This window comes from Ensifer sp. (genome assembly GCF_035999135.1).
Classification (GTDB): Bacteria; Pseudomonadota; Alphaproteobacteria; order Rhizobiales; family Rhizobiaceae; genus Ensifer.
The window spans coordinates 14,220-37,766 of record NZ_DASYGZ010000238.1 but is presented as its reverse complement, the minus strand read 5'-3'; the positions used below and the strand labels follow the sequence as shown (position 1 = coordinate 37,766).

19 protein-coding genes are annotated in these 23,547 nt (G+C 63.9%); 13 read left to right on the top strand and 6 right to left on the bottom strand.

Annotated elements, in window-relative coordinates; genetic code table 11:
- Window positions 1–2: 2 nt before the first annotated feature.
- From VGO12_RS31145 to VGO12_RS31135, 3 genes are read left to right on the top strand one after another with little or no spacing between them, the layout of a single operon-like run.
- Window positions 3–1,622, top strand: coding sequence for an acyl CoA:acetate/3-ketoacid CoA transferase (locus VGO12_RS31145; RefSeq protein ID WP_327516603.1), 1,620 nt, complete (start codon window positions 3–5; stop codon window positions 1,620–1,622).
- Entirely contained in the window at window positions 1,615–2,394 is a 780-nt protein-coding gene (locus VGO12_RS31140) for an enoyl-CoA hydratase/isomerase family protein (RefSeq protein WP_327516602.1), read from the top strand. The genes VGO12_RS31145 and VGO12_RS31140 overlap by 8 nt, the downstream gene beginning before the upstream one ends.
- On the top strand, window positions 2,394–3,902 hold the full coding sequence (locus VGO12_RS31135; protein ID WP_327516601.1) for an aldehyde dehydrogenase family protein: 1,509 nt from the start codon (window positions 2,394–2,396) through the stop codon (window positions 3,900–3,902). The genes VGO12_RS31140 and VGO12_RS31135 overlap by 1 nt, the downstream gene beginning before the upstream one ends.
- A gap of 99 nt (window positions 3,903–4,001) precedes the next feature.
- Here the strand turns inward: VGO12_RS31135 and VGO12_RS31130 are convergent, their stop codons facing one another.
- Window positions 4,002–5,066, bottom strand: coding sequence for a LacI family transcriptional regulator (locus VGO12_RS31130; RefSeq protein ID WP_327516600.1), 1,065 nt, complete (start codon window positions 5,064–5,066; stop codon window positions 4,002–4,004).
- Window positions 5,067–5,380: 314 nt separating this feature from the next.
- On the opposite strand from VGO12_RS31130, the gene VGO12_RS31125 reads away from it, so the two are divergent.
- From VGO12_RS31125 to VGO12_RS31085, 9 genes are all read left to right on the top strand, one after another.
- Window positions 5,381–6,613 (top strand): ABC transporter substrate-binding protein, encoded by a 1,233-nt coding sequence (locus VGO12_RS31125; protein ID WP_414650804.1) that lies wholly within the window; start codon window positions 5,381–5,383, stop codon window positions 6,611–6,613.
- Between the two features lie 221 nt (window positions 6,614–6,834).
- Window positions 6,835–7,713 (top strand): sugar ABC transporter permease, encoded by an 879-nt coding sequence (locus VGO12_RS31120; RefSeq protein WP_327516598.1) that lies wholly within the window; start codon window positions 6,835–6,837, stop codon window positions 7,711–7,713.
- The gene (locus VGO12_RS31115; RefSeq protein WP_327516597.1) at window positions 7,713–8,594 is read left to right on the top strand and encodes a carbohydrate ABC transporter permease; all 882 of its coding nucleotides are present in this window, start codon (window positions 7,713–7,715) and stop codon (window positions 8,592–8,594) included. Before VGO12_RS31120 ends, VGO12_RS31115 begins: the two co-directional genes overlap by 1 nt.
- A 4-nt stretch (window positions 8,595–8,598) precedes the next feature.
- On the top strand, window positions 8,599–9,714 hold the full coding sequence (locus VGO12_RS31110; RefSeq protein WP_327516596.1) for an ABC transporter ATP-binding protein: 1,116 nt from the start codon (window positions 8,599–8,601) through the stop codon (window positions 9,712–9,714).
- Between the two features lie 6 nt (window positions 9,715–9,720).
- Window positions 9,721–11,229 (top strand): GMC family oxidoreductase, encoded by a 1,509-nt coding sequence (locus VGO12_RS31105; protein WP_327516595.1) that lies wholly within the window; start codon window positions 9,721–9,723, stop codon window positions 11,227–11,229.
- The gene (locus VGO12_RS31100) at window positions 11,226–12,005 is read left to right on the top strand and encodes a 3-ketoacyl-ACP reductase (protein ID WP_327516594.1); all 780 of its coding nucleotides are present in this window, start codon (window positions 11,226–11,228) and stop codon (window positions 12,003–12,005) included. Before VGO12_RS31105 ends, VGO12_RS31100 begins: the two co-directional genes overlap by 4 nt.
- 102 nt (window positions 12,006–12,107) lie before the next feature.
- Window positions 12,108–13,763 carry a GMC family oxidoreductase gene (locus VGO12_RS31095; protein ID WP_327516593.1) on the top strand — a complete coding sequence of 552 codons (1,656 nt, stop codon included), beginning with the start codon at window positions 12,108–12,110 and terminating at the stop codon, window positions 13,761–13,763.
- Window positions 13,764–13,771: 8 nt separating this feature from the next.
- Window positions 13,772–14,089: a Dabb family protein gene (locus VGO12_RS31090; RefSeq protein WP_327516592.1), complete on the top strand. Its 318-nt coding sequence runs from the start codon at window positions 13,772–13,774 to the stop codon at window positions 14,087–14,089.
- Between the two features lie 9 nt (window positions 14,090–14,098).
- Entirely contained in the window at window positions 14,099–15,364 is a 1,266-nt protein-coding gene (locus VGO12_RS31085; RefSeq protein ID WP_327516591.1) for a glycerate kinase, read from the top strand.
- Between the two features lie 104 nt (window positions 15,365–15,468).
- Here the strand turns inward: VGO12_RS31085 and VGO12_RS31080 are convergent, their stop codons facing one another.
- A complete protein-coding gene (locus VGO12_RS31080; RefSeq protein WP_327516590.1) occupies window positions 15,469–16,806 on the bottom strand; it encodes an aspartate aminotransferase family protein in 1,338 nt (445 codons plus the stop codon).
- Window positions 16,807–16,954: 148 nt separating this feature from the next.
- On the opposite strand from VGO12_RS31080, the gene VGO12_RS31075 reads away from it, so the two are divergent.
- Window positions 16,955–17,503, top strand: coding sequence for a cupin domain-containing protein (locus VGO12_RS31075; protein WP_065374039.1), 549 nt, complete (start codon window positions 16,955–16,957; stop codon window positions 17,501–17,503).
- Window positions 17,504–17,742: 239 nt separating this feature from the next.
- Here the strand turns inward: VGO12_RS31075 and VGO12_RS31070 are convergent, their stop codons facing one another.
- From VGO12_RS31070 to hglS, 4 genes are all read right to left on the bottom strand, one after another.
- Complete coding sequence (locus VGO12_RS31070) at window positions 17,743–18,975, bottom strand: pyridoxal phosphate-dependent aminotransferase (protein WP_327516589.1); 1,233 nt, start codon at window positions 18,973–18,975, stop codon at window positions 17,743–17,745.
- A 26-nt stretch (window positions 18,976–19,001) separates the two neighbouring features.
- A complete protein-coding gene (locus tag VGO12_RS31065) occupies window positions 19,002–20,534 on the bottom strand; it encodes an aldehyde dehydrogenase family protein (protein ID WP_327516588.1) in 1,533 nt (510 codons plus the stop codon).
- A gap of 89 nt (window positions 20,535–20,623) precedes the next feature.
- Window positions 20,624–22,045: an FAD-binding oxidoreductase gene (locus VGO12_RS31060; protein WP_327516587.1), complete on the bottom strand. Its 1,422-nt coding sequence runs from the start codon at window positions 22,043–22,045 to the stop codon at window positions 20,624–20,626.
- 10 nt (window positions 22,046–22,055) lie between these two features.
- Complete coding sequence (hglS, locus tag VGO12_RS31055; protein WP_327516586.1) at window positions 22,056–23,456, bottom strand: 2-oxoadipate dioxygenase/decarboxylase HglS; 1,401 nt, start codon at window positions 23,454–23,456, stop codon at window positions 22,056–22,058.
- Window positions 23,457–23,547: the final 91 nt, after the last annotated feature.

Sequence of the window (23,547 nt, the reverse complement as noted above, 5' to 3'; positions counted from 1 at the left end):
GGATGTCGATGAACAAGCATATCTCGCCGGCCGAAGCGGCGGCCCTGATCCCGGATGGCGCGGTGGTTTCCGTCTCGTCGTCGAGCGGTCTCGGTTGCCCGGACCTGATGCTGAAGGCGATCGGAGAGCGTTTCGAGGCGACCGGCCATCCGCGCAACCTGACGACGTTGCATCCGATCGCCGCCGGCGACATGAGCGGCATCAAGGGGGTCGACTACATCGCCAAGAAAGGGCTCTTGAAGAAGATCATCGGCGGCTCCTACCCTTCCGGTCCGTCGAGTGCCGAACCGCCGCTGATCTGGCAGATGATCGGCTCTGACGAAGTCGCCGCCTACAACATTCCCTCGGGCATCCTGTTCGACATGCATCGCGAGGCCGCGGCCAAGCGCCCTGGTGTGATGACCAAGGTCGGGCTCGACACCTTCGTCGATCCGTCGCGCGAAGGCTGCGCCATGAACGCCTCGGCTGCCGCCGAGCCGGTCGTGAAGAAAGTCTCCTTCGAGGGGGAGGACTGGCTTTATTTCAAGGCGATCGCGCCGCAGGTGGCGATCATCCGCGCGACGACGGCCGACGAGCGCGGCAACCTCACCTATGAGCACGAGGGCGCCTATCTCGGCGGCCTCGACCAGGCGCTCGCCGCGCGCAACAATGGCGGTATCGTCATTGCCCAGGTCAAGCGCGTCACCAAGGAAGGCTCGTTGAAGCCGCACGACGTGCGGGTGCCGGGCGTGCTCGTTGACTATGTGATCGTCGATCCCGACCAGAAGCAGACGACCCAGACGCTCTACGATCCGGCGATCTCCGGCGAGATCTTCCGGCCGCTCGACAGTTTCCGCGTGCCGGAGTTCAACATCCAGAAGGTGATCGCCCGTCGCGTAGCGCAGGAAATTGAGGCCGGCAGCGCCGTCAATCTCGGCTTCGGCATCTCGGCCAACGTGCCGCGCATCCTGCTCGAGGAAGGCTTGCACGGCGCCGTCACCTGGGTGATCGAGCAGGGCGCCGTCGGTGGCGTTCCGCTGCTCGACTTCGCCTTCGGCTGTGCGTCGAATGCCGATGCCTTCATGCCTTCGCCCTACCAGTTCACTTACTTTCAGGGCGCCGGCTTCGATGCCTCGCTGCTGTCCTTCCTCGAGATCGATCGCCATGGCTCGGTCAACGTCTCGAAACTCGCGTTCCGTCCGCATGTGACGGCCGGTGCCGGCGGCTTTGTCGACATCACCGCGCGGGCAAGGAAGATCGTCTTTTCCGGCATGTTCAATGCCGGCGCCAAACTTGCGATCGCCGATGGAAAGCTGGTGATTGAAAACGAAGGCAAACTGAAGAAGCTGGTCAACGAGGTCGAGCACGTCACCTTCTCCGGCCGTCGCGGCGTCGAGCAGGGCCAGGACATCACCTATGTGACCGAGCGCTGCGTGATGAAGCTGACGCCTGAGGGCGTGATGCTGACGGAGATCGCGCCGGGCGTCGATCTGCAGGCCCATATCCTCGACCAGTCGGAATTTCCGCTGATCGTGTCCGACACGCTGAAGACGATGGATGCGGCGCTGTTCCAGGACGCTCTTCTTGGCCTTGATTTGCCGAAGAAGCCGGCGCGCCGGCTTGACGGAGGCGACCGTGGCTGAGGGCCGTATCCGTATCGACATCGAAGGCGCCGTCGCGACCATGACGGTCGCGCGCCCCGAAAAGCTCAACGCCTTCGACATCGACATGCTGAAGGCGCTGGCATCGGCGTGCGACACGGTGGAAGCAGACCGCAATGTGCGGGTCGTGATCCTTACCGGCGAAGGCAAGGCCTTTTCCGCCGGTGGCGACATCAAGGCCTGGGGCGGCATGGATGCGCCCGCATTCGGCCATGACTGGGTGCGTTTCGGCCACCGCGTCTTCGAGCGGCTGGCGACATTGCGCATGCCCGTGATCGCGGCGCTCAATGGCCATGCGCTTGGCGGCGGGCTGGAGCTTGCTGCCGCCGCCGATATCCGACTGGCCGAGGCGCAGATCAAGATCGGCCTGCCTGAAACGAGCCTCGGCATGGTGCCAGGCTGGTCGGGCACGCAACGGCTCGTTTCCCGCTTCGGTGCTCAGATTATCAGGCGCATGGTTCTCGGCGGCGAGATGTTCACGGCCGAGGCGGCCCTTCGCGAGGGCCTGGTTGATGCCGTCGTCGAGACGGGAACGGTGCTCACAGCCGCCCGCGATTATGCGGCGCGTGTGGCCAAGCGTGGGCCGGCGGCGCTCGAGATTTCGAAACTGATGATTGCTTCGGCGAATGGCGAAGACAATGGCGCGGCGGTCGAAGCGCTCGGCTCGATCCTTGTCGCCAAGACCGGAGACCTCAAGGAAGGCGTCGCCGCCTTCAGCGAAAAGCGTGAAGCCCAATTCAAGGGAGAATGGTAATGACCATGCTCGTGAAACCCAAGTCGATCGAAGGCCACAAGGTCCGCGCCTTCCAGATGCTGATCGACGGCAAATGGGTGGACAGCGCCGAAGGGCGCACGATCGAGCGCGCGGCTCCGGGCCATGGCGTCGTCGTCAGTCGCTATCAGGCCGGCACCAAGGCCGACGCTGAAAAAGCCATTGCCGCTGCCCGCCGCGCCTTCGACGAGGGCGCCTGGCCGCGCATGACCGCGTCCGAGCGCTCGCTGGTGCTTTTGCGCGCCGCCGACATCATTGCCGAGCGTGCCGACGAGCTCGCCTATCTCGACGCGATCGAATCCGGCAAGCCGATCAGCCAGGCCAAGGGCGAACTCGGCGGTGCAGCCGATATCTGGCGCTACGCCGCAGCCCTTGCCCGGGATCTCCACGGCGAAAGCTACAACACGCTTGGCGACGGCACGCTCGGCGTTGTGCTGCGTGAGGCGATCGGCGTCGTCTCGATCATCACGCCCTGGAACTTTCCCTTCCTGATCGTCAGCCAGAAGCTGCCCTTTGCCCTTGCTGCCGGCTGTACCACGGTCGTCAAGCCGTCGGAACTGACATCGGCCTCGACGCTGCTGCTCGGCGAAATCCTCGAAGCCGCCGGCGTTCCCGCTGGCGTCGTCAACATCGTCACCGGAACGGGACCTGAGGTCGGTGCGCCGATGACGACGCATCCTGATGTCGACATGGTGTCCTTCACGGGGTCGACCGGCGTCGGTCGCCTGACCATGGCCAATGCGGCACAGACACTGAAGAAGGTGTCGCTGGAGCTTGGCGGCAAGAACCCGCAGATCGTCTTTCCCGATGCCAATCTCGACGAGTTCATCGATGCCGCGGTCTTTGGCGCCTATTTCAATGCCGGCGAATGCTGCAATGCCGGCTCGCGGCTGATCCTGCATCGTGACATCGCCGACGAGGTGACCAAGCGCATTGCCGAGCTTTCGGCCAAGGTCAAGGTCGGCGATCCGCTCGACCCGCAAACCCAGGTCGGTGCCATCATCACGCCGCAGCACCTGGAAAAGATTGCCGGCTATGTTTCTGCAGCCTCGAAGGACGGCGCGTCGGTCGCCCATGGCGGCGCGGCGCTCGATCTCGGCATGGGCCAGTTCATGGCGCCGACGATCCTTTCGGGCGTCCGGCCGGACATGGTGGTGGCGCGCGAGGAAGTGTTCGGCCCGGTTCTCTCGGTCCTGACCTTCGAGACGACGGACGAGGCGATCCGCATCGCCAATGCCATTGATTACGGGCTTTCGGCTGGCGTCTGGAGCCGCGATTTCGACACCTGCCTGACGATCGGTCGCCGTGTGCGCGCCGGCACCATCTGGATGAACACCTTCATGGACGGTGCCTCGGAGCTTCCCTTCGGCGGCTACCGCCAGTCGGGCCTTGGCCGCGAACTCGGCCGGCATTCGGTCGAGGACTATACCGAGACGAAGACGCTCAACATGCATATGGGCGCGCGCACCGGCTGGTGGATGCCGCGCTAAGACTACAGCTCAGGAGGAGAAAACATGCGGATCGGCGGCGGAAAACAGGAGCGGAAGGCAGCGCCACGCGGCGCCACCGTTTGCGCCCGTTCCCTCCGCTCAACCGGCCGCGTCGAAGCTTGCGGGGATCTGCGGACAGAGAAGCAGTTGCAGCCTGCTGACGTCGCTCTCACCGCCGATCTTCTGCAGCAAGACCCGGCCCATGTCCTCGCCGGTCGCGGTCAGGTCCTCGTAGATCGTTTCGACCTGGGGCTGGATGGCGCTCAACAGATGCGAGGTCTGCTTGGCAACGATGTCGTATTCGCGCCCGAGCGTCAGTCCGCAGTCGCTCATGCCGGTGATGGTCGCAAGGGCGCAGACCTCACCGCCGCACATGAAACTGTCGGGCGGATCAGGCTCGGCATAGCGCTGGCGCACCCGGTCGCGGATCATGCCGGCCGGGCTGTCGAGATCGACGCCGGTCAGGATCTCGTAGGCGCAGCCGGCCTCGCGCACGGCGGTCATGAAGCCGTGCTGCAGGTAGCCGGCGAAGGTGAAGTCGGCCGGGCCGCTGATCAGCGCCGGCTTGCGTCGCCCCTTGGCGATCAGGCGCTTCGTCGCCTGATAGGCGAAGGTGAAATTGTCGTAGTCGACGTAGGGGTGTGGCGTGGAAAGCTCCGTGCGCCCATGGGTGACGAAGGGAAAGCCGAGGTCGGACAGCAGCCGCACACGCGGATCGAGCGGTTCGGTGCGCGAAAAGATCAGGCCGTCGGCCATGGCGTTGCGGGTGATGTAGTGCACTGCCTCGACATTGGTCTTGTTGAGGAAGTTCGGCATGACGATCAGGTGGTAGGCGGTGCCCTGCAGCGCCTTGGCGATGCCGCTCATGATCGAGGTGCCGTAGCCGAGGATTTCTTCGTGTGGGTCGAGCAGCACGCCGATGACATTGGTTCGGCCGGTCTTCAGGCGTTGGGCGGCGCGATCGGGCGAATACCCGATCTCGTCGGCGACCTCGCGCACCCGTTTGCGGGTCTCGAGCGAGATCTGCGGCGCATCGGAAAGCGCGCGCGAAACGGTGGTGACGGCAAGGCCGGTGATTTCTGCGATCGTGCGAAGGGTCGGCTTGCCGCGCTTGGCGGTGGAGCCACTGTCTTCGGCATGAGCGGGCTTGGAGGGGGCGGCCAATGCTAGTCATCCTGAATGCGGGCGGGAGCGGTTTTTGTAACGTGGTGCGAACGCTTAGGCAATCGAATCATGAAAACGTTTTAAATCTCGCATTGCGTCATCGTATGTTGCACTGCAATAGCTAATGTGAGCTATATAATTCAGTAAATTCAATCGGTTCCGAAGGTGCTAAAGTACAAATTGGCGGAATGCTTGACTTGCTGAATTTATAACGTTTTAAATGGCCAGCCGCTGGCTGAAGCGGCGCGAATTCCGGGGTGGAGGAGGTTCCGCCTCGTTAACTTGCAAACGGGAGGATAACGATGCGCAAGTTGATGACGACGACGGCCGTAGTGGCGCTGATGATGGCGGCCACCGCCGCGCGCGCAGCTGAAAATGTGGAAGTTCTGCACTGGTGGACATCAGGTGGCGAAGCTGCCGCCCTCGACGTTCTGAAGAAGGATCTGGAAAGCAAGGGCATCTCCTGGACCGACATGCCGGTCGCCGGTGGTGGCGGTACGGAAGCGATGACCGTTCTGCGTGCCCGCGTCACCGCAGGCAACGCCCCGACCGCCGTGCAGATGCTCGGCTTCGACATTCTCGACTGGGCCAAGGAAGGCGCGCTCGGCAACCTCGATGAGACCGCGTCCAAGGAAGGCTGGGACAAGGTCATCCCGACTGCGCTGCAGCAGTTCTCGAAGTATGACGGCCACTGGATCGCAGCACCGGTCAACGTTCACTCGACCAACTGGGTCTGGATCAACAAGGCGGCACTCGACAAGGCTGGCGGCAAGGAGCCGACCAACTGGGACGAACTGGTCGCACTTCTCGACAACTTCAAGGCTCAAGGGATCACCCCGATCGCCCATGGCGGCCAGCCCTGGCAGGATGCGACGATCTTCGACGCAGTCGTGCTTTCGCTCGGCACGGATTTCTATAAGCAGGCCTTCATCGACCTCGACCCGGCAGCGCTCGGCGGCGACAAGATGAAAGAAGCCTTCGATCGCATGACGAAGCTGCGCTCCTATGTCGACGACAACTTCTCGGGTCGCGACTGGAACCTTGCGTCGGCCATGGTCATCGAGAACAAGGCCGGCCTGCAGTTCATGGGTGACTGGGCAAAGGGTGAGTTCCTGAAGGCCAAGAAGGTGCCGGGCACCGACTTCGTCTGCATGCGCTTCCCGGGCACGCAAGGTTCGGTTACCTTCAACTCTGACCAGTTCGCGATGTTCAAGGTCGCCGACGACAAGGTCCCGGCACAGCTCGCCATGGCTTCGGCCATCGAAAGCCCGACCTTCCAGTCGGCCTTCAACGTGGTCAAGGGTTCGGTCCCGGCCCGCACCGACGTTCCGGACACGGACTTCGACGCTTGCGGCAAGAAGGGCATCAAGGACCTCGCCGAAGCCAACACCAACGGCAAGCTTTTCGGTTCCATGGCCCACGGCCATGCCAACCCGGCTGCCGTCAAGAACGCGATCTACGATGTCGTGACGCGTGAATTCAACGGCGAACTGACGTCCGAAGAGGCCGTCAAGGAACTGGTCTCGGCCGTCGCGGCCGCGAAGTAACGGGCTCGTTCCGGGGCGCAACTTGAGTGTTGCAGCGACCTTGGCACGTCTTGAATGACGTGCGGCGCTGCCAAGCGCCCCGGACACCCACTCCGATATGCAGGCGCCGTTAAACCGCCGTGGCCAATGGGACGCGGGGAAGGGCGCCTTGATACCCAGAACCTCGCGCGGATGCCGACTTGGGGATGTCCCGACGGCCGCGCCAGAAGTGGTGAACGTTCATGGATAGCCGCAGTCGCCTGCAGGACCTGATACCGAAGCTGGTGCTTGCCCCGAGCTTCCTCATCGTCCTGATCTTTGTCTATGGCTTCATCGCCTATACCGGCTTTCTGTCGATGACGGACAGCAAGATGCTGCCGTCCTACAATTTCGTCGGTTTCAGCAACTATGCGAAGCTTTGGGCGCTGCCGCACTGGTGGCGGGCGGTGAGCAATCTGGCGATCTTCGCCGTGCTCTACATCGCCATCTGCTCCGTGCTTGGCCTCGGGCTTGCGATCCTGCTCGACCAGAAGATCCGCGCCGAAGGCTTCCTGCGGCCGATCTATCTTTACCCGATGGCGCTGTCCTTCATCGTGACGGGCACCGCGTGGAAGTGGTTCCTCGACCCCGGCATCGGTCTTGAAAACACCATGCATCTCTGGGGCTGGGAGAGCTTCTCCTTCAACTGGATCAAGGACCGCAACTACGCGATCTACTGCGTCGTCATCGCCGCCGTCTGGCAGTCGACCGGCTTCATCATGGCGATGTTCCTGGCGGGCCTTCGCGGCGTCGACAACGAGATCATCAAGGCGGCGCAGATCGATGGCGCCAAGACCTCGACGATCTATCGCCGGATCATCATTCCCCTGATGCGGCCGGTGTTTCTTTCCGCCTTCGTGGTGCTCGCGCATCTGGCGATCAAGGCCTACGACCTGATCATCGCGCTCACGGGCGGTGGTCCGGGGCAGGCGACCGAGCTGCCGGCGACCTTCATGTATTCCTACACGTTTACCCGCAACCAGATGGGCATCGGCGCGTCCTCGGCGATCATCATGCTGGTGATGATCTTCTCGATCATCGTTCCCTATCTCTATTCCGAAATCCGGGGAGCAAGACGCTGATGAGCGCTCCGAGCCCAGACAACATCATCTCGCACAACCGCCTCACCCGCGCGTTGATCTACACCGCGCTGATCCTCTTTGCGCTCTATTCGCTGCTGCCGCTCTACGTGATGCTGGTGAATTCGGTGAAGCCGCTCGACGAGATCCGCCAGGGCGGCATGCTCAACCTGCCGCAGACCTTTACGATCGAACCCTGGCTTCAGGCCTGGTCGACGGCGCAGATCGGCGTGCAGCCGACGGGCCTGAAACCGTTCTTCATCAACTCCATCCTGATGGTCGTTCCGGCTGTCGCGATCTCGACGATCGTTGGCGCCCTCAACGGCTACGTGCTGACGAAGTGGCGCTTCCCGGGCGCCAACATCTTCTTCGGCATGCTGCTGCTCTCGTGCTTCATCCCATTCCAGATCGTGCTGATCCCGATGGCGCGTATTCTCGGCATCCTCGGCATCGCCGGTTCGATCTGGGGCCTGATCATGGTGCACGTGGTCTACGGCATCGGCTTCACGACGCTCTATTTCCGCAACTACTACGAGGCCTTCCCGACCGAGCTGGTGCGCGCCGCACAGATCGATGGCGCAAGCTTCTTCCAGATCTTCTGGCGCATCCTGTTGCCGTCGTCCGGCCCGATCATCGTCGTCTCGGTCATCTGGCAGTTCACCAACATCTGGAACGACTTCCTGTTCGGCGCGTCCTTCTCCGGGCCCTACTCGACGCCGATGACCGTCGCGCTCAACAACCTCGTTTCGTCCTCGACAGGCGTCAAGGAATACAACGTCCACTTCGCGGGCGCGATCCTCGCCGCCCTGCCAACGCTCATCGTCTACATCGTGTCCGGCCGCTACTTCGTTCGCGGGCTGATGTCGGGCGCCGTGAAAGGATAAGCTCATGTCTTTCTTGAAAATCAGCAATCTGCGCAAATCCTACGGCTCGCTCGAGATCCTCAAGGACATCAACCTGGAGATCGAAAAGGGCGGTTTCCTGGTGCTCGTCGGCCCGTCCGGCTGCGGCAAGTCCACCCTGCTCAACACGATTGCCGGCCTGGAGCCGATCACCTCGGGCGAGATCGCCATCAACGGTCGCTCGGTCGCCGATCTGCATCCGTCGAAGCGCGACATCGCGATGGTGTTCCAGTCCTACGCGCTCTACCCCAACATGACCGTTGCCGGAAACATTGCCTTCGGCATGGAAATCCGCGGCGTGCCGAAGGATGAGCGCGAAAAAGCGATCAAGCAGGTCGCCGACATGCTGCAGATCGGCCATCTGCTCGACCGCAAGCCGAGCCAGCTCTCCGGCGGTCAGCGCCAGCGCGTCGCCATGGGCCGGGCGCTGGTGCGCAACCCGCAGGTCTTCCTGTTCGACGAGCCGCTTTCCAACCTTGACGCCAAGCTGCGCGTCGACATGCGCACCGAGATCAAGCGCCTGCACAACCGCATGAAGACGACGATCGTCTACGTCACCCACGACCAGATCGAGGCGATGACGCTGGCAACGAAGATCGCGGTGCTGAAGGATGGCGTCTTGCAGCAGTTCGGAACGCCGGCGGAGATCTATAACAACCCGGCCAACATGTTCGTCGCCGACTTCATGGGATCGCCGGCGATGAACCTTCTGACCGCGCGCATCGAAAAGAGCGGCGCTGACGTCGCCGTCACGCTGGCGCGTCCGAATGCCGAGCCGCTGAAACTGGCAGTGCCGCATGCCAACGGCGCGCTGTCGGCCTATGCTGGAAAGGACGTCGTCTTCGGCATTCGTCCGGAAGCGCTGACCGACCCTGACGGCGCCGACCGCAATGCCAAGGTGGTCGCCGAGGGTGAATGCCTGATCGAGGTGGTCGAGCCGGCCGGGTCCGATACCTTCGCGGTCACCCGTCTCGGCGGCAAGGAAATCGTTGCCCGGCTGAGAGCCGACGCCCGCATTGCGGCCGGCCAGACGTCGCGTCTTGCCTTCAACCTCGACAAGGCGGTGTTCTTCGATCCGCAGAGCCAGCAGCGGATCGCGTAACGGATCATGCAGGAGCAGCCGGACATCGTCATCATCGGGTCGGGGATCGGCGGCTCCACCATCGCTTCGGGGCTTGCCGGCTCAGGCGCCCGCATCGCGATCCTCGAGCGCGGCGAGCACCTGCCCGACACGCCCGAGGCGCGCAGCTACAGCTCGATCTTCGTCAAGGGCCATTTCCGGCCGAAGGAGATGTGGCGCGAGCCTGACGGGACCGCGTTCAATCCGGGAAACTTCTATTTCGTCGGCGGCAATTCCAAGCTCTTCGGTGCGGTTCTCCTGCGCTACCGGGCCGAGGATTTCACCGAGATGCAGCACCTGGGCGGCATCTCGCCGGCGTGGCCGTTTCCTTACGGCGAGCTCGAGCCGTGGTATGGCAAGGCCGAGCAACTGTTCGAGGTGCGCGGCGAACTGGGCGATGACCCGACGGAGCCGTTCCATAGCTCGCCATACGCTTTTGGCCCGGTGCCGGACGAGCCGGCCATAGCCCGCGCCCGCAGTGAGTTGAAGGCACAGGGCTTGCATCCGGCGACCTTGCCGCTCGGCGTGGATATCGACACGTGGCTTTCGGGCGGGCGCACGCCCTGGGATGGTTTTCCGAACACCGGCAAGGGCAAGAAGGACGCCGAGACCGCGCCGCTTGCCGCCGCGCTTGATGATCCGAACATTGAGCTGATCACGTCGGCGCATGTCGATACGCTGGAGGCTGGTCCGGATGGACGGATCGCGGCGATCCACTACACCCATGGCGGCGAGAAGAAGACGCTGTCGCCGAAACTGGTGATCCTGTCGGCCGGCGCGATCAACTCGGCTGCGATCCTGCTGCGTTCCGGCGACGGCAAGGGTCTGGCCAATGCGTCCGACCAGGTCGGTCGCAACTTCATGAACCACAATTGCAGCGCCATGCTGGCGATCAATCCGTTCAAGCGCAACGACAGCGTCTACCAGAAGACGCTGATGCTGAACGATTATTACCTGACCGGCGGCCGGGGCGGCCTGCCGCTCGGCAATGTGCAATTGCTCGGCAAGATCAACGCCGACATCCTCAAGGCCAACGCGCCGGGATTTGGCGCCTGGGCGCCACGCTTCGCCTTCGATCTCATGGCCGGCCATGCGGTCGACTGGTACATGATGACCGAGGACCTGCCGAACCCGGAAAGCCGGATCATGGTCGATGGCAAGGGCATCATCATGCAGTGGCGGCGCTCGAACATGGAGGCGCTCTCCTCCCTTGAGGCGAAGATGCGCGAGCATTTCAAGGCTGCGGGCTATCCGATCGTTCTGTCGCAAGCCTTCGACAAGCGTACGCCGTCGCACCAATGCGGCACGGTACGGATGGGCACGGACCCGAAGGACGCGCCGCTCGACACCTACTGCCGCGCCTTCGACCATGCCAACCTCTTTGTCGTCGACGCCGGCTGCCTGCCGACATCCGCCGCCGTCAACCCGGCGCTGACAGTCGCCGCCCAGGCGCTGAGGGTCGCCGACCATATCCTTACGAAGGAGATCCGATCATGACGTCATCGACGCGTCCCGTCGCCATCGTCACCGGCGGCCGCCGCGGCATCGGGCTCGGCGTTGCCCGAGCGCTTGCCGGTGAGGGATTCGATATTGCGATCACCGGACTTGGTGCTGCCGACAGCGCCACGGACAAGACGCTGTCCGAGCTTGCGGGCGATGGCGGCCGGGCGATCTACATCGAGGCGGATCTCGCCGATGTCGGCGGTCATGCCGCCACTGTCGAGCGCATCCGTGCCGAACTCGGGCCGATCCGCTGCCTCGTCAACAATGCCGGTATCGCCTCTGTCGTTCGGGGCGATTTCCTCGACCTTTTGCCGGAGAACTTCGACAGGATCGTCGCCACCAACCTGCGCGGCACGGTGTTTTTCACCCAGGCCGTTCTGATCTCGATGCTGACCGACCCGGCCGACCGGGCGCCCCGCTCGATCATCAACATCACCTCGGTGTCGGCGACCATGACCTCGCCGGAGCGGCTCGACTATTGCATGACCAAGGCCGGCCTTGCCGCCTTCAGCCAGGGGCTGGCGCTCAAGCTTGCCAGTTCAGGCATCTCCGTCTTCGAGATCCGGCCGGGCATCATCCGCTCGGACATGACCGCCGGCGTATCGAGCAAATACGACACGCTGATCGACGGGGGGCTGGTGCCGATGCGGCGCTGGGGCGAACCGGACGACATCGGCAACATCGCGGCCGGACTTGCCGGCGGCAAATTCGGCTTTGCCACCGGCTCGGTCATCCAGGCGGATGGCGGGCTGTCGATCGGCCGACTCTAGGAAACAGGCAGACGTTTTGAGGCTCGCAAGCGGGCAGGGTTTGAATTGGACACGTCGAAAATTTGGAACGTTCCAAATGGCGGCGGCGGAGGAAGACAGGGAATGAGCTACGACTACATCATCACCGGCGCCGGCCCGGCCGGCTGCGTTCTTGCCAACCGGCTCTCCGAGGATCCGTCGGTCCGCGTGTTGCTGCTCGAAGCCGGCGGTGGCGACTGGAACCCGCTGTTCCATATGCCCGCCGGCTTTGCCAAGATGACCAAGGGCGTCGCCAGCTGGGGCTGGGAGACCGTGCCGCAGAAGCACATGAAGGGCAGGGTGCTGCGTTATACCCAGGCCAAGGTGATCGGCGGCGGCTCGTCGATCAATGCCCAGCTCTACACCCGCGGCAACGCCGCCGATTATGACCTCTGGGCCTCCGAGGACGGCTGCACCGGTTGGGACTATCGCAGCGTGCTTCCCTACTTCAAGCGCTCGGAGGACAACCAGCGTTTTGCCGACGATTACCATGCCTATGGCGGGCCGCTCGGTGTCTCGATGCCGGTCTCCGCGCTGCCGATCTGCGACGCCTATATCCGCGCGGGGCAGGAGCTTGGCATCCCCTACAATCACGACTTCAACGGCCGCCAGCAGGCGGGCGTCGGCTTCTACCAGCTCACCCAGCGCAACCGCCGCCGCTCGAGCGCGTCGCTCGCCTATCTCTCGCCGATCAAGGACCGCCGCAATCTGACGGTTCGCACCGGGGCGCGCGTGGCCAGGATCGTGCTTGAGGGCACCCGCGCCGTCGGCGTCGAGGTCGTCACGGCCAAGGGCAGCGAGACCATCCGGGCGGAACGCGAAGTGCTGGTGTCCTCCGGCGCCATCGGATCGCCGAAGCTGCTTTTGCAGTCGGGCATCGGTCCGGCCGATCACCTGAAGTCGGTGGGCGTTTCGGTGAAACACGACCTGCCGGGTGTTGGCGGCAACCTGCAGGATCACCTCGATCTGTTCGTTATTTCCGAGTGCACCGGCGACCACACCTATGACGGTGTCGCGAAACTCCATCGTACGCTATGGGCTGGGCTGCAATATGTGCTCTTCCGCTCGGGCCCGGTGGCATCCTCGCTGTTTGAGACCGGCGGTTTCTGGTATGCCGATCAGAACGCCCGTTCGCCTGATATCCAGTTCCACCTGGGTCTCGGCTCGGGCATCGAGGCAGGCGTCGAAAAGCTGAAGAATGCCGGCGTGACGCTGAACTCTGCCTATCTGCACCCGCGCTCGCGTGGAACGGTGCGGCTTTCCTCTTCCGATCCGGACGCTGCACCGCTGATCGATCCCAACTATTGGGAGGATCCGCATGACCGCAAGATGTCGATCGAGGGCCTGAAGATCGCCCGCGAGATCATGCAGCAGGCAGCACTCAAACCCTTCGTGCTGGCGGAGCGCCTGCCGGGCAATTCGGTCGTCACCGACGAGGAGTTCTTCGACTATGGCTGCGCCAATGCCAAGACCGACCACCACCCCGTCGGCACCTGCAAGATGGGCACGGACGCCGCGGCCGTTGTCGGCCTCGACCTGAAGGTGCGCGGGCTTGAAGGCCTGCGCGTTTGCGACAGCTCGGTGATGCCGCGTGTTCCCTCTTGCAACACCAACGGGCCGACGATCATGATGGGCGAGAAGGGCTCGGACATCATCCGCGGGCTGCAACCGCTGCCGCCGGCGATCTTCGCCCATGAACGTAACGACAGTCGCCCGCGCGCCCGCGCCGATATCCGTTGAGGTCCTAAATGATCCGCCATTGCGTCTTCATCCGCTTCCGTCCCGAAATCACCGGGGAGGAAAAGGCGGCTATCTTTGCGGAGATTGCCGCGCTGAAATCACGGCTGCCGGGCTTTCTCGCCGCGCAAGTCGGCGCCAATGTCAGCCCGGAGGTGGGCATGGACAAGGGCTTTGGTGAGGGCTTCATCGTCGACTTTGCCGATGCGGCGGCGCGCGACGCCTATCTCGAAGACGAGGAGCATCGGAAGACCGGCGCCAAGATCGTTGCGGCTGCGGAAGGCGGCATTGCCGGCATCTTCGTCTACGACCTCGAAATTGCCGACTGAGCGAGAGCCATGATCGAAGCGCGCCCCTTCCTGACCCGGTTGTTCGAGGAAGCCGTTCGAGCCGCCGACCCCTATGAGGCGATCAAGGCACATCTGCCCGAACCGCCGAAGGGGCGGACGGTGGTCGTCGGTGCGGGCAAGGCTGCAAGCCAGATGGCTGCCGCTTTCGAAAAGCTGTGGCAACATCCCGTCAGCGGCACGGTCGTTGCACGCCACGGACCGGTGGAGCGGTGTGAGACGATCACGGTGCTGCAATCGGCCCATCCGGTTCCGGACGAAGCTGGGCTTATCGCATCGGACGCATTGTTGAAAGCGGTTACAGGGCTGACAGCGGACGATCTGGTGATCGCGCTGATCTCGGGCGGCGGTTCTGCCCTGCTGCCAGCACCGCCCGCAGGCTTGACGCTCGCCGACGAGATCGCCGTCAACAGGGCGCTGCTCGCCTCGGGCGCACCGATCTCGGCGATGAACGTCGTGCGCAAGCACGTGTCGCGGATCAAGGGCGGGCGGCTTGCCGCAACCGCCTTTCCGGCGCGAGTGGTCAGTCTCGTCGTCTCGGACGTTCCCGGCGACAACCCGGCCTTCGTCGCTTCGGGGCCGACCGTTCCCGACCGCAGCACGGCCGAGGAGGCGCTCGAGATCGTCGCCCGCTATCGCATGGAGCTTCCCGACGGTGTGATGACGCATTTGCGTTCGGAGGCAGCGAAGGCACCCGATCCGGACGATCCACGTTTCGCCAGGCACACGGTCCATGTGATCGCCTCTGCTGCCGTCTCGCTCGAAGCGGCGGCGGCCAGGGCGCGCGAACTCGGCATCGAGCCGCATATTCTCTCCGACGCGATCGAGGGTGAGGCCCGCGACATCGGTCGCATGCATGCAGCCCTTGCCCGCGAAGTGGCGCTGAGGAACCGTCCCTTCGCCAAGCCGGTGGTGCTTTTGTCCGGCGGCGAGACGACGGTGACGATCTCCGGCAAGGACTATGGCAAGGGCGGGCGCAACAGTGAGTTCCTCTTGTCATTGGCTCTCGATATCGACGGTGTCCCGGGGATCGATGCGCTGGCTGCCGATACGGATGGCATCGACGGCTCGGAAGACAATGCGGGGGCCTTCGCCGATGGCGAGAGCATCGCCCGCATGCGGGCGGCGGGCATCGATCCGCGGCTCCATCTCGTCCGCCACGACGCCTGGTCCGCCTTTTCGGGGAGCGACGATCTCTTCGTGCCGGGACCGACCGGCACCAACGTCAACGATTTCCGGGCGATGCTGATCCGCTAAGGCGCGGCGTCTGCAGGGAAGTTAGCCGGATTCCATCTTCGATTGGAAACGACAAAGCCGCCGCCGAGGTTCTTCGGCGGCGGCGTTGTGTTGACTGCCCGGGCTTACTTGGCGCGCTTCAGCGCATCGCCGAGGATCGAGACGATCTCACCAAAGTGTTTCTCTTCGGCGATCAGCGGCGGCGAGAAGGCGATGATGTCGCCGGTGACGCGGATCAGCAGGCCCTTTTCGAAGCAATCGACGAAGACGTCGTAGGCGCGGGCGCCGATGGCGCCGTCGCGCGACTGCAGCTCGATGCCGGCAATAAGCCCGATCGTGCGAATGTCGATGACATTGGGCAGGCCCTTGAGCGAATGCATGGCGTCGTGCCAGGCATCCTGCAGCTCGACGGCGCGGGTCATCAGGCCCTCGTCGCGGTAGATGTCGAGCGTGGCGATACCGGCGGCGCAGGCGGCCGGGTGGCCGGAGTACGTGTAGCCGTGGAAGAGCTCGATCGCGTTTTCCGGCCCATGCATCAGCGCGTCGTGCACCTTGCGGCTGGCAAAGACGGCGCCCATCGGGATCGCGCCGTTGGTCAGGCCCTTGGCCGCCGTCACCATGTCAGGGGTGACACCGAAGAAGTCGGTGGCAAACGCCGCGCCCAGGCGACCGAAGCCGGTGATGACTTCGTCGAAGATCAGAAGAATGCCGTGCTTGTCGCAGATGGCGCGCAGGCGTTCGAGATAGCCCTTCGGCGGGATGAGCACGCCGGTCGAGCCGGCGACGGGCTCGACGATGCAGGCGGCGATGGTTTCGGCGCCATGCAGCGCCACCAGCCGCTCGAGATCGTCGGCAAGCTCGGCGCCGTGCTCCGGCTGGCCCTTGACGAAGGCGTTCCTGGCGGGGTCATGCGTATGGCGCAGATGGTCCGAACCTGGCAGCTGCGGGAAGACGCGGCGGTTGTTGAGAATGCCGCCGACCGAGATGCCGCCGAAGCCGACGCCGTGATAGCCGCGTTCGCGGCCGATCAGGCGCGTGCGCGTGCCCTGGCCGATGGCGCGCTGGTACGCAATCGCGATCTTGAGCGCGGTGTCGACCGATTCCGAGCCGGAACCCGTGAAGAAAACGCGGTCGAGCTTCTGGCCTTCAGGGCCGGGCGCGATCTCGGCGAGGCGCTCGGCAAAGTCGAAGGCGATCGGGTGGCCCATCTGGAACGAAGGCGCGAAATCCATCGTCGACAGCTGGCGCTCGACGGCAGCCGCGATCTGGCGGCGGCCATGGCCGGCGTTCACGCACCAGAGCCCGGCGGTGCCGTCCAGAATCGCGCGGCCATCGGTGCTGGTGTAGTGCATGCCCTCGGCGGACGCGAGCAGGCGCGGCGCCTGCTTGAACTGCCGGTTGGCGGTAAACGGCATCCAATAGCTGTCGAGTACGGGGGCGTTGGGTTTGGTGTGCTGGTTCATGGCGTCCTCCTGAAGTCGCGCGATTGACGCCATGATTTGATTTGCCAAACAAGTCCTTTTCTGATGTCAGTTAAAGCATTGAATTATAACACTACGGAGTGGCGTATTTGCGATATTCCGAACAACCTGAACAGGGAACTGCACGCCCATGAGCGTCGACATCGGAAACCGGCTTCGACACCTCAGGCTGATGCACAATCTGTCGCAGCGCGAACTCGCCAAGCGCGCAGGTGTCACCAATTCGACGATTTCGCTGATCGAATCGAACGCGTCCAATCCTTCCGTCGGGGCGCTGAAGCGCATCCTCGATGGCATCCCGATCGGGCTTGCCGAGTTCTTTTCCTTCGAGCCGGAGAAGCCGCGCAAGGCGTTTTATGCAGCCGAGGAACTGGTGGAGATCGGCAAGGGGCCGATCTCCTACCGACAGATCGGCGAAAACCTCTTTGGCCGCAGCCTGCAGATCCTGAAGGAGGTCTATCAGCCGGGCGCAGACACTGGAAAAGTGCCGCTGGTGCATGACGGCGAGGAGGGGGGCATCGTGCTGTCTGGGCGCATCGAGGTCACCGTCGACGATGAGCGGCGGATCCTCGGGCCGGGGGATGCGTATTATTTCGAAAGCCGGCGACCGCACCGGTTTCGCTGCGTCGGGCCGGTGCCCTGCGAGGTGATCAGCGCCTGCACGCCGCCGACGTTTTGAAGAGGCAGGGGACGTACTCGTCGCAGCGGCGGAATGCCCCTCATCCCGCTGCCGCATATCCCTCTCAAGACCTGTGGACACGCCAAGCAGCTGCGCTCCGTGGGGAGCGAAGGCAGAAGGTTCGTTGGGTGGAAAAGGGGCTGGTGCATCGTTCTCGACGCTGTCCCCTCTCCCCGCAAGCGGGGAGAGGGCTAGGGTGAGGGGCATCTCCGAGCTCGGAGTGCCCGACAACTGCTTGATTACGAGAGCAGGGCGCAGGCGTCGGCGATACGCGTGAGCGCTTCCTTCAGTTCCGTTTCCGAGGTCGCGTAGGAGATGCGGAAGAACGGCGAGAGACCGAAGGCCGAACCCGGGACGACGGCGACATGGGCGTCGTCGAGCAGGTAGGCGCAGAAGTCCGTATCCGTCTCGATCCGCTTGCCCGAGGGCGTAACCTTGCCGAGCATGCCGGCGCAGCCGGAGAAGGTGTAGAACGCACCTTCCGGGACGCGGCAGTCGAGACCGGCAATGGCGTTGAGGCCATTGACGACGAGGTCGCGGCGGCGCTGGAAGCTCGCGGTGCGTTCCTTCAGGAATTCCTGCGGGCCGGTCAGCGCTGCGACCGAAGCGGCCTGGCTGACGGAGGAGGGGCAGGAGGTTGCCTGGCTCTGGACAACGGCCATCGCCTTGATCAGGTCGCGTGGGCCGCCGGCATAGCCGATGCGCCAGCCGGTCATGGCATAGGCCTTGGAGACGCCGTTGACAGTAAGCGTGCGGTCCTTGAGCCGAGGCTCGAGCTGGGCCGGAGTAACGAAGCGGAAGCCGTCATAGACGATGTGCTCGTACATGTCGTCGACCAGCAGCCACACATGCGGATGCTTCAGGAGCACGTCGAGCAGCGGCCGGTAGTCGTCGGCGCTGTAGGCGGCACCCGACGGGTTCGACGGCGAGTTCAAGAGCACCCAACGCGTCTTCGACGTGATCGCCGCTTCGAGCTTGTCGGCCGTCAGGCGAAAACCCGAGGAGGCATCGCAGGGGATCAAAACCGGCTTACCTTCGCAGATCTGGACGATATCCGAATAGGAGGTCCAGTAGGGCGTCGGGATGACCACTTCGTCGCCGGGATTGATCGACGCCATCATGGCGTTGAACAGGATCTGCTTGGCGCCGGTTGCCACCGTGATTTCGTCCTGCTCGTAGGCAAGGCCGTTTTCACGCTGGAATTTTTCGCGGATCGCCTTCTTCAGCTCCGGCGTGCCGTCGAGGGCCGTGTACTTGGTGTCGCCGCGTTTGATCGCTTCGCAGGCGGCGTCCTTGACATAATCAGGCGTGTCGAAGTCGGGTTCGCCGGCGCCGAGGATGATGACCGGCTTGCCTTCGCGCTTCATGGCTTGCGCGCGGGCGCCGATCTTCAGGATTTCGGACACTCCGATCGAGGAGATCCGCGAGGCGGGCTGAAAGCCCGCCTCCTTGACCGATTGGTTGATGGTCATGGTCGTTTCCTACTCAGGAGCGCCGGTTATTCGATGTCGAACGACACGCCCTGCGCCAGCGGCAGAGCCTTCGAATAGTTCACCGTGTTGGTGGCGCGGCGCATGTAGGCCTTCCACGAGTCCGAGCCGGATTCGCGACCGCCGCCGGTTTCCTTTTCGCCGCCGAAGGCGCCGCCGATTTCAGCACCGGATGTGCCGATGTTGACGTTGGCAATGCCGCAATCCGAGCCGTCGACGGCCAGGAAGCGTTCGGATTCCTGCATGTCGCGGGTGAAGATCGAGGACGACAGGCCGGCTGCGACCGCGTTGTGGTCGTCAAGAACGGCGTCGAAATCGCTGTACTTCATGACGTAGAGGATCGGCGCGAAGGTTTCTTCGAAGACCGGGCCCGCCTGGGCAGGCATTTCGACGAGAGCCGGCTTGGCATAGTAGCCGTTGTCGTAGCCGAGCTCGACGCGTTCGCCGCCGGTGACGCTGCCGCCATGCGACTTGGCTTCTGCAATCGCCTTCTGCATGCCGTCAAAGGCAGCCTTGTCGACCAGCGGGCCGACGAGAGCGGTCGATTCCAGCGGGTTGCCGACCGATACCGAGCCGTAAGCCTTCTTCAGGCGCGGAACGAGCTGGTCGTAGACGCTTTCATGCACGAACAGGCGGCGCATGGTGGTGCAACGCTGGCCGGCGGTGCCCATGGCGCCGAAGGCGATGGCGCGCAGCGCCATGTCGAGATCGGCCGAGGGGCAGACGATGCCGGCATTGTTGCCGCCGAGCTCGAGGATGGCGCGGGCGAAGCGCTTGGCAAGGCGCGGGCCGACGTCACGGCCCATGCGGGTCGAGCCGGTGGCCGAAACGAGCGGAACCTTCGGGTTGTCGACGAGGACTTCACCGATGGCGCGGTCGCCGATCAGCACCTGCGACAGGCCTTCCGGCGCGTCGCCGAAGCGGGCGACGGCGCGCTCGAAGATCGCCTGCGAGGCGAGAGCCGTGAGCGGGGTCTTTTCCGACGGCTTCCAGACGACCGAGTTGCCGCAGACGAGCGCCAGCGCCGTGTTCCAGGACCAGACGGCGACCGGGAAGTTGAAGGCGGAGATGACGCCGACGACGCCGAGCGGATGCCAGGTTTCCATCATGCGGTGGCCGGGGCGCTCGGTGGCGATCGTCAGGCCGTAGAGCTGACGGGAAAGGCCGACGGCGAAATCGCAGATGTCGATCATTTCCTGGACTTCGCCGAGGCCTTCCGAGGTGATCTTGCCGGCTTCGATCGAAACCAGGCGGCCGAGGTCTGCCTTGAAGGTGCGCAGTTCTTCGCCGAGCAGGCGGATCAGTTCGCCGCGCTTCGGGGCCGGAACGAGGCGCCAGGCCTTGAAGGCTTCATGGGCCTTCTCGATCTTGGCGGCAGCTTCCGCGGCCGAAACGGTCTTCAGATTGCCGATCTTTTCACCGGTGACCGGGCTATAGGACGGCATGTCGCCGCCGGTGTAGAGTTCCTTGGCGACGCCCATCTTTTCGAGAAGCGCTGCTGCTTCCTTGGTGACGTCGACTGTCTTGGTTGCGATGTTCATGGTCTGACTCCCGTCTTATTGGTTTGGATCATTCGTTGGACCGGAATGGGGGCGGAAACCGCATACGGTTTTCCTCATTCCGCTCCGGGCTATCCGAAGCGCACGCTGCCGAGCTTTCCCGGCGAGGTGAGCGTCTTCAGGCCCTTGGCCATGTCCTTGAGCTTGTCTGGTGTATAAAGGTCGTAATAGGCCTGGTTGCGGCGGCCGATCGCATGTTCTGCGCTGAAGCTGCCGTGATACTCCTCGACGGCGACGGCGAAAACCCATTGGCGCAGCCGAGGCTCGAACGTTTCGTCCTTGAGAAGGTCGCTGTCCTTCGGAACGACGAGGTTGAAGTGCACGCCGCCGTCACCGATATGGCCGAAATCGCAGACGGTCACGCCGGGGAATTTTAACGGCATTTCGGCCTTCATATGGTCGCAGAAGGCCATGATGTCGCCCCGGCGGAAGGAGACATCGAAGGCGATCAGCTTGCCCAAGTGCTTTACGCCCTCGGAAAGCGCGTGACGCAGCGCCCAGATCTCATGCGGCGGGCCGACGAAGGCGTCGGCGAGCGGCGCCGCCTCCATCTCCCAGACCTCGGCGAGCGCCGTCTCCAGCACGGCGTCGAGCGACTGCTCGCCCTCGCGCGGCGCCCACGTGCGGCTGATCTCGGCGAGAATGACGTAATCGGGGACGTTGCCGCCCTGGAACGGGTTCTTCAGCGACGGCACATGGGCAAAGGCCGCCCTGACCGAATTGCCCGACATGCCCTCGAAGGCCGAGAGATAGGCGCCGAGACGCTCTTCCATGGCGCGCAGCAGCGGCAGGACATGGGCGCCGCTTGCCGGAACGAGCAGGGCGGTCGCGGTCTGCTGCGGCAGGTACTCAAGGTTCAGCACGCATTCGGTGACGATGCCGAAGGCGCCGGACGTGCCGACGAAGATCTGCTTCCAGTCGACGCCGGTGTTGTTCTTGCGCAGGTCGTATTGCAGGTCGAGAACGGTGCCGTCGGTATCGCCGAGCACCACCTTCAGGCCGAGGGTGTTGCGGCGCACGTCGCCGTATTTCAGGAAGCGCGAGCCGCCGGTGTTGGTGGCGATCATGCCGCCGATGCGCGGGTCGGCACCGAGGTCGATCGGGAAGAACAGCCCGTGCTCCTCCAGCCGACGGTTGAGATCCGACAGCCGGAAACCGGCATCGAGCCGCACCGAGCGGTTGTCGAGGTCGAGCTCGAAGCGCTTCGCCAGCCGGTCGAGGCTGAGCACGGCTTCGTCGCCCGACTGATCCGGGGTCGAGCCGGAGACGAGCCCGGTATTGCCGGATTGCGGGACCAGCGCGATGTCGTTCTTCACGCAGTAGGCAACGACGGCGGAGACGTCTTCGGTCGTTGCCGGCCTGAGCACGAGCGAAGTCCGGCCGCGATCGTAGCGCGCGCCGGTCTCGTAGGCTTCAAGGTCTTCCGGACGCGTGACGACACCCTTGTCTCCAAGGATGCCGGCAAGCGCGTCGATGTGCAGTTGGTCGATCATCGGACAAGCATCATTCCGCAGCGATGGCGCCGGTCAAGGCCTGAATGCAGCTTTCGATCGAAGCCTGCTCTATGCCGGCATAATGATCGAACTCGTTGAGCACCGTCGCGCCGAGGTCGGCTTCGTAGCGCTTCTGGTTCGGGCTGGCGACAAAATCCTGCTGTGCGCCGTCGCCGAGGTTCGACTGGAAGATACCCGCGGCGCTGACCGGCAGGAAGTCTTCATAGACGATGGCGTCGAACTGGACGAGACCGTCGGCGATCATCGCCTCGATGTCACGCTTTGTGGAGATGCCCGCCTTGCGGCCCTTGTCCGTCAGCGAATAGCTGAAATAGCCAAGCCCGGCTTCGCGGATACCCGCCCAGGTGTCCGGGAAGGGTTCGAAAGCGCCGGCAAGGGCTGCTTCATATTCGCGCGCGTTGGAGCCGTCGGCAGCCGGACGGACGATCTTGCGCGAGGCGTCGAGCAGGTCGTCATAGAGTGCGCGGCCTTTGGGGGTCAGCGCGATGCCGCGCTGTTCGATCTCGCCGAAGCGGGCGGTGTGCGAGCCTTCTTTCCAGGCGCCGTCGGCATCCCTGAAGGAAACAGCCTCTTCCAGCGCCTTGAACGAGGTCTGGCGCAGGAGGATCGGGCACTTGCGGGTCGGCGGGCCCTCGACGACGGCCTTCGGCGCGATTTCGTATTCCGGCATCAGCGCCTGAACCTTGTCGATATCGAGCGTGCGCGGCGTCAGGTGGTTGATGTGCGGGCCCTTGAAGGAGACGACGTCGGCAATCAGGCGGTGGGCGTCATGCAGCCGCTTGTACATGTCGGCGCTGAAATTGGCCTTGTCGTGCCAGCGGAAGGTTTCGAGCACTTCCGAGACGAAACGTTCGGCATCCGCCTTGTCGAGGCCGCCGTCGCGCTCGGCCTTTTCGGTGAGTTCGACCGCGACAGCGGTAAAGATCTGGCGTTCGGCGAGAACAACCTCCGCTTCCGATCGCAGGGCTTCGTCGGCAATCAGGTCGAGGCGGAGCAGCGACGTGAAGACGCGGAATGGGTTGCGCTTCAGCGCGGCATCGCCGACCGGGCGGAAAGCGGTCGAGTGCACCGGGACGCCGGCGGTCGACAGGTCATAGTAGCCGACCGGGTACATGCCCATGACGGCAAAGACGCGGCGCATCATCGCAAGTTCGGCCGGGGTGCCGAGACGGATCGCGCCGTGGCGCTCCTCGGAGATGCGCTCGAGCGTATCGGTGGCGTCGAGGCGCTCTTTCAGCCTGGGGTCGGCGGCGAGCGTATCGGCGTTGACCTTGGCAACCAGCTCCATCAGCGTGCCGTAGGCCGGCACTTCTTCGCGGTACATGACCGACATGGCTGCGGAAAAGGCCGAGCGGATGTCGTCGGCGGATACGAAACTATTCTCTTTCACTGGGGCTCGCCTCGCGCTATGGGTGAAGGACAAGGTCATTCTCATTTCGGATCATATCCGATCGAACTGGCCATTGATCGCGTTGCTTCTG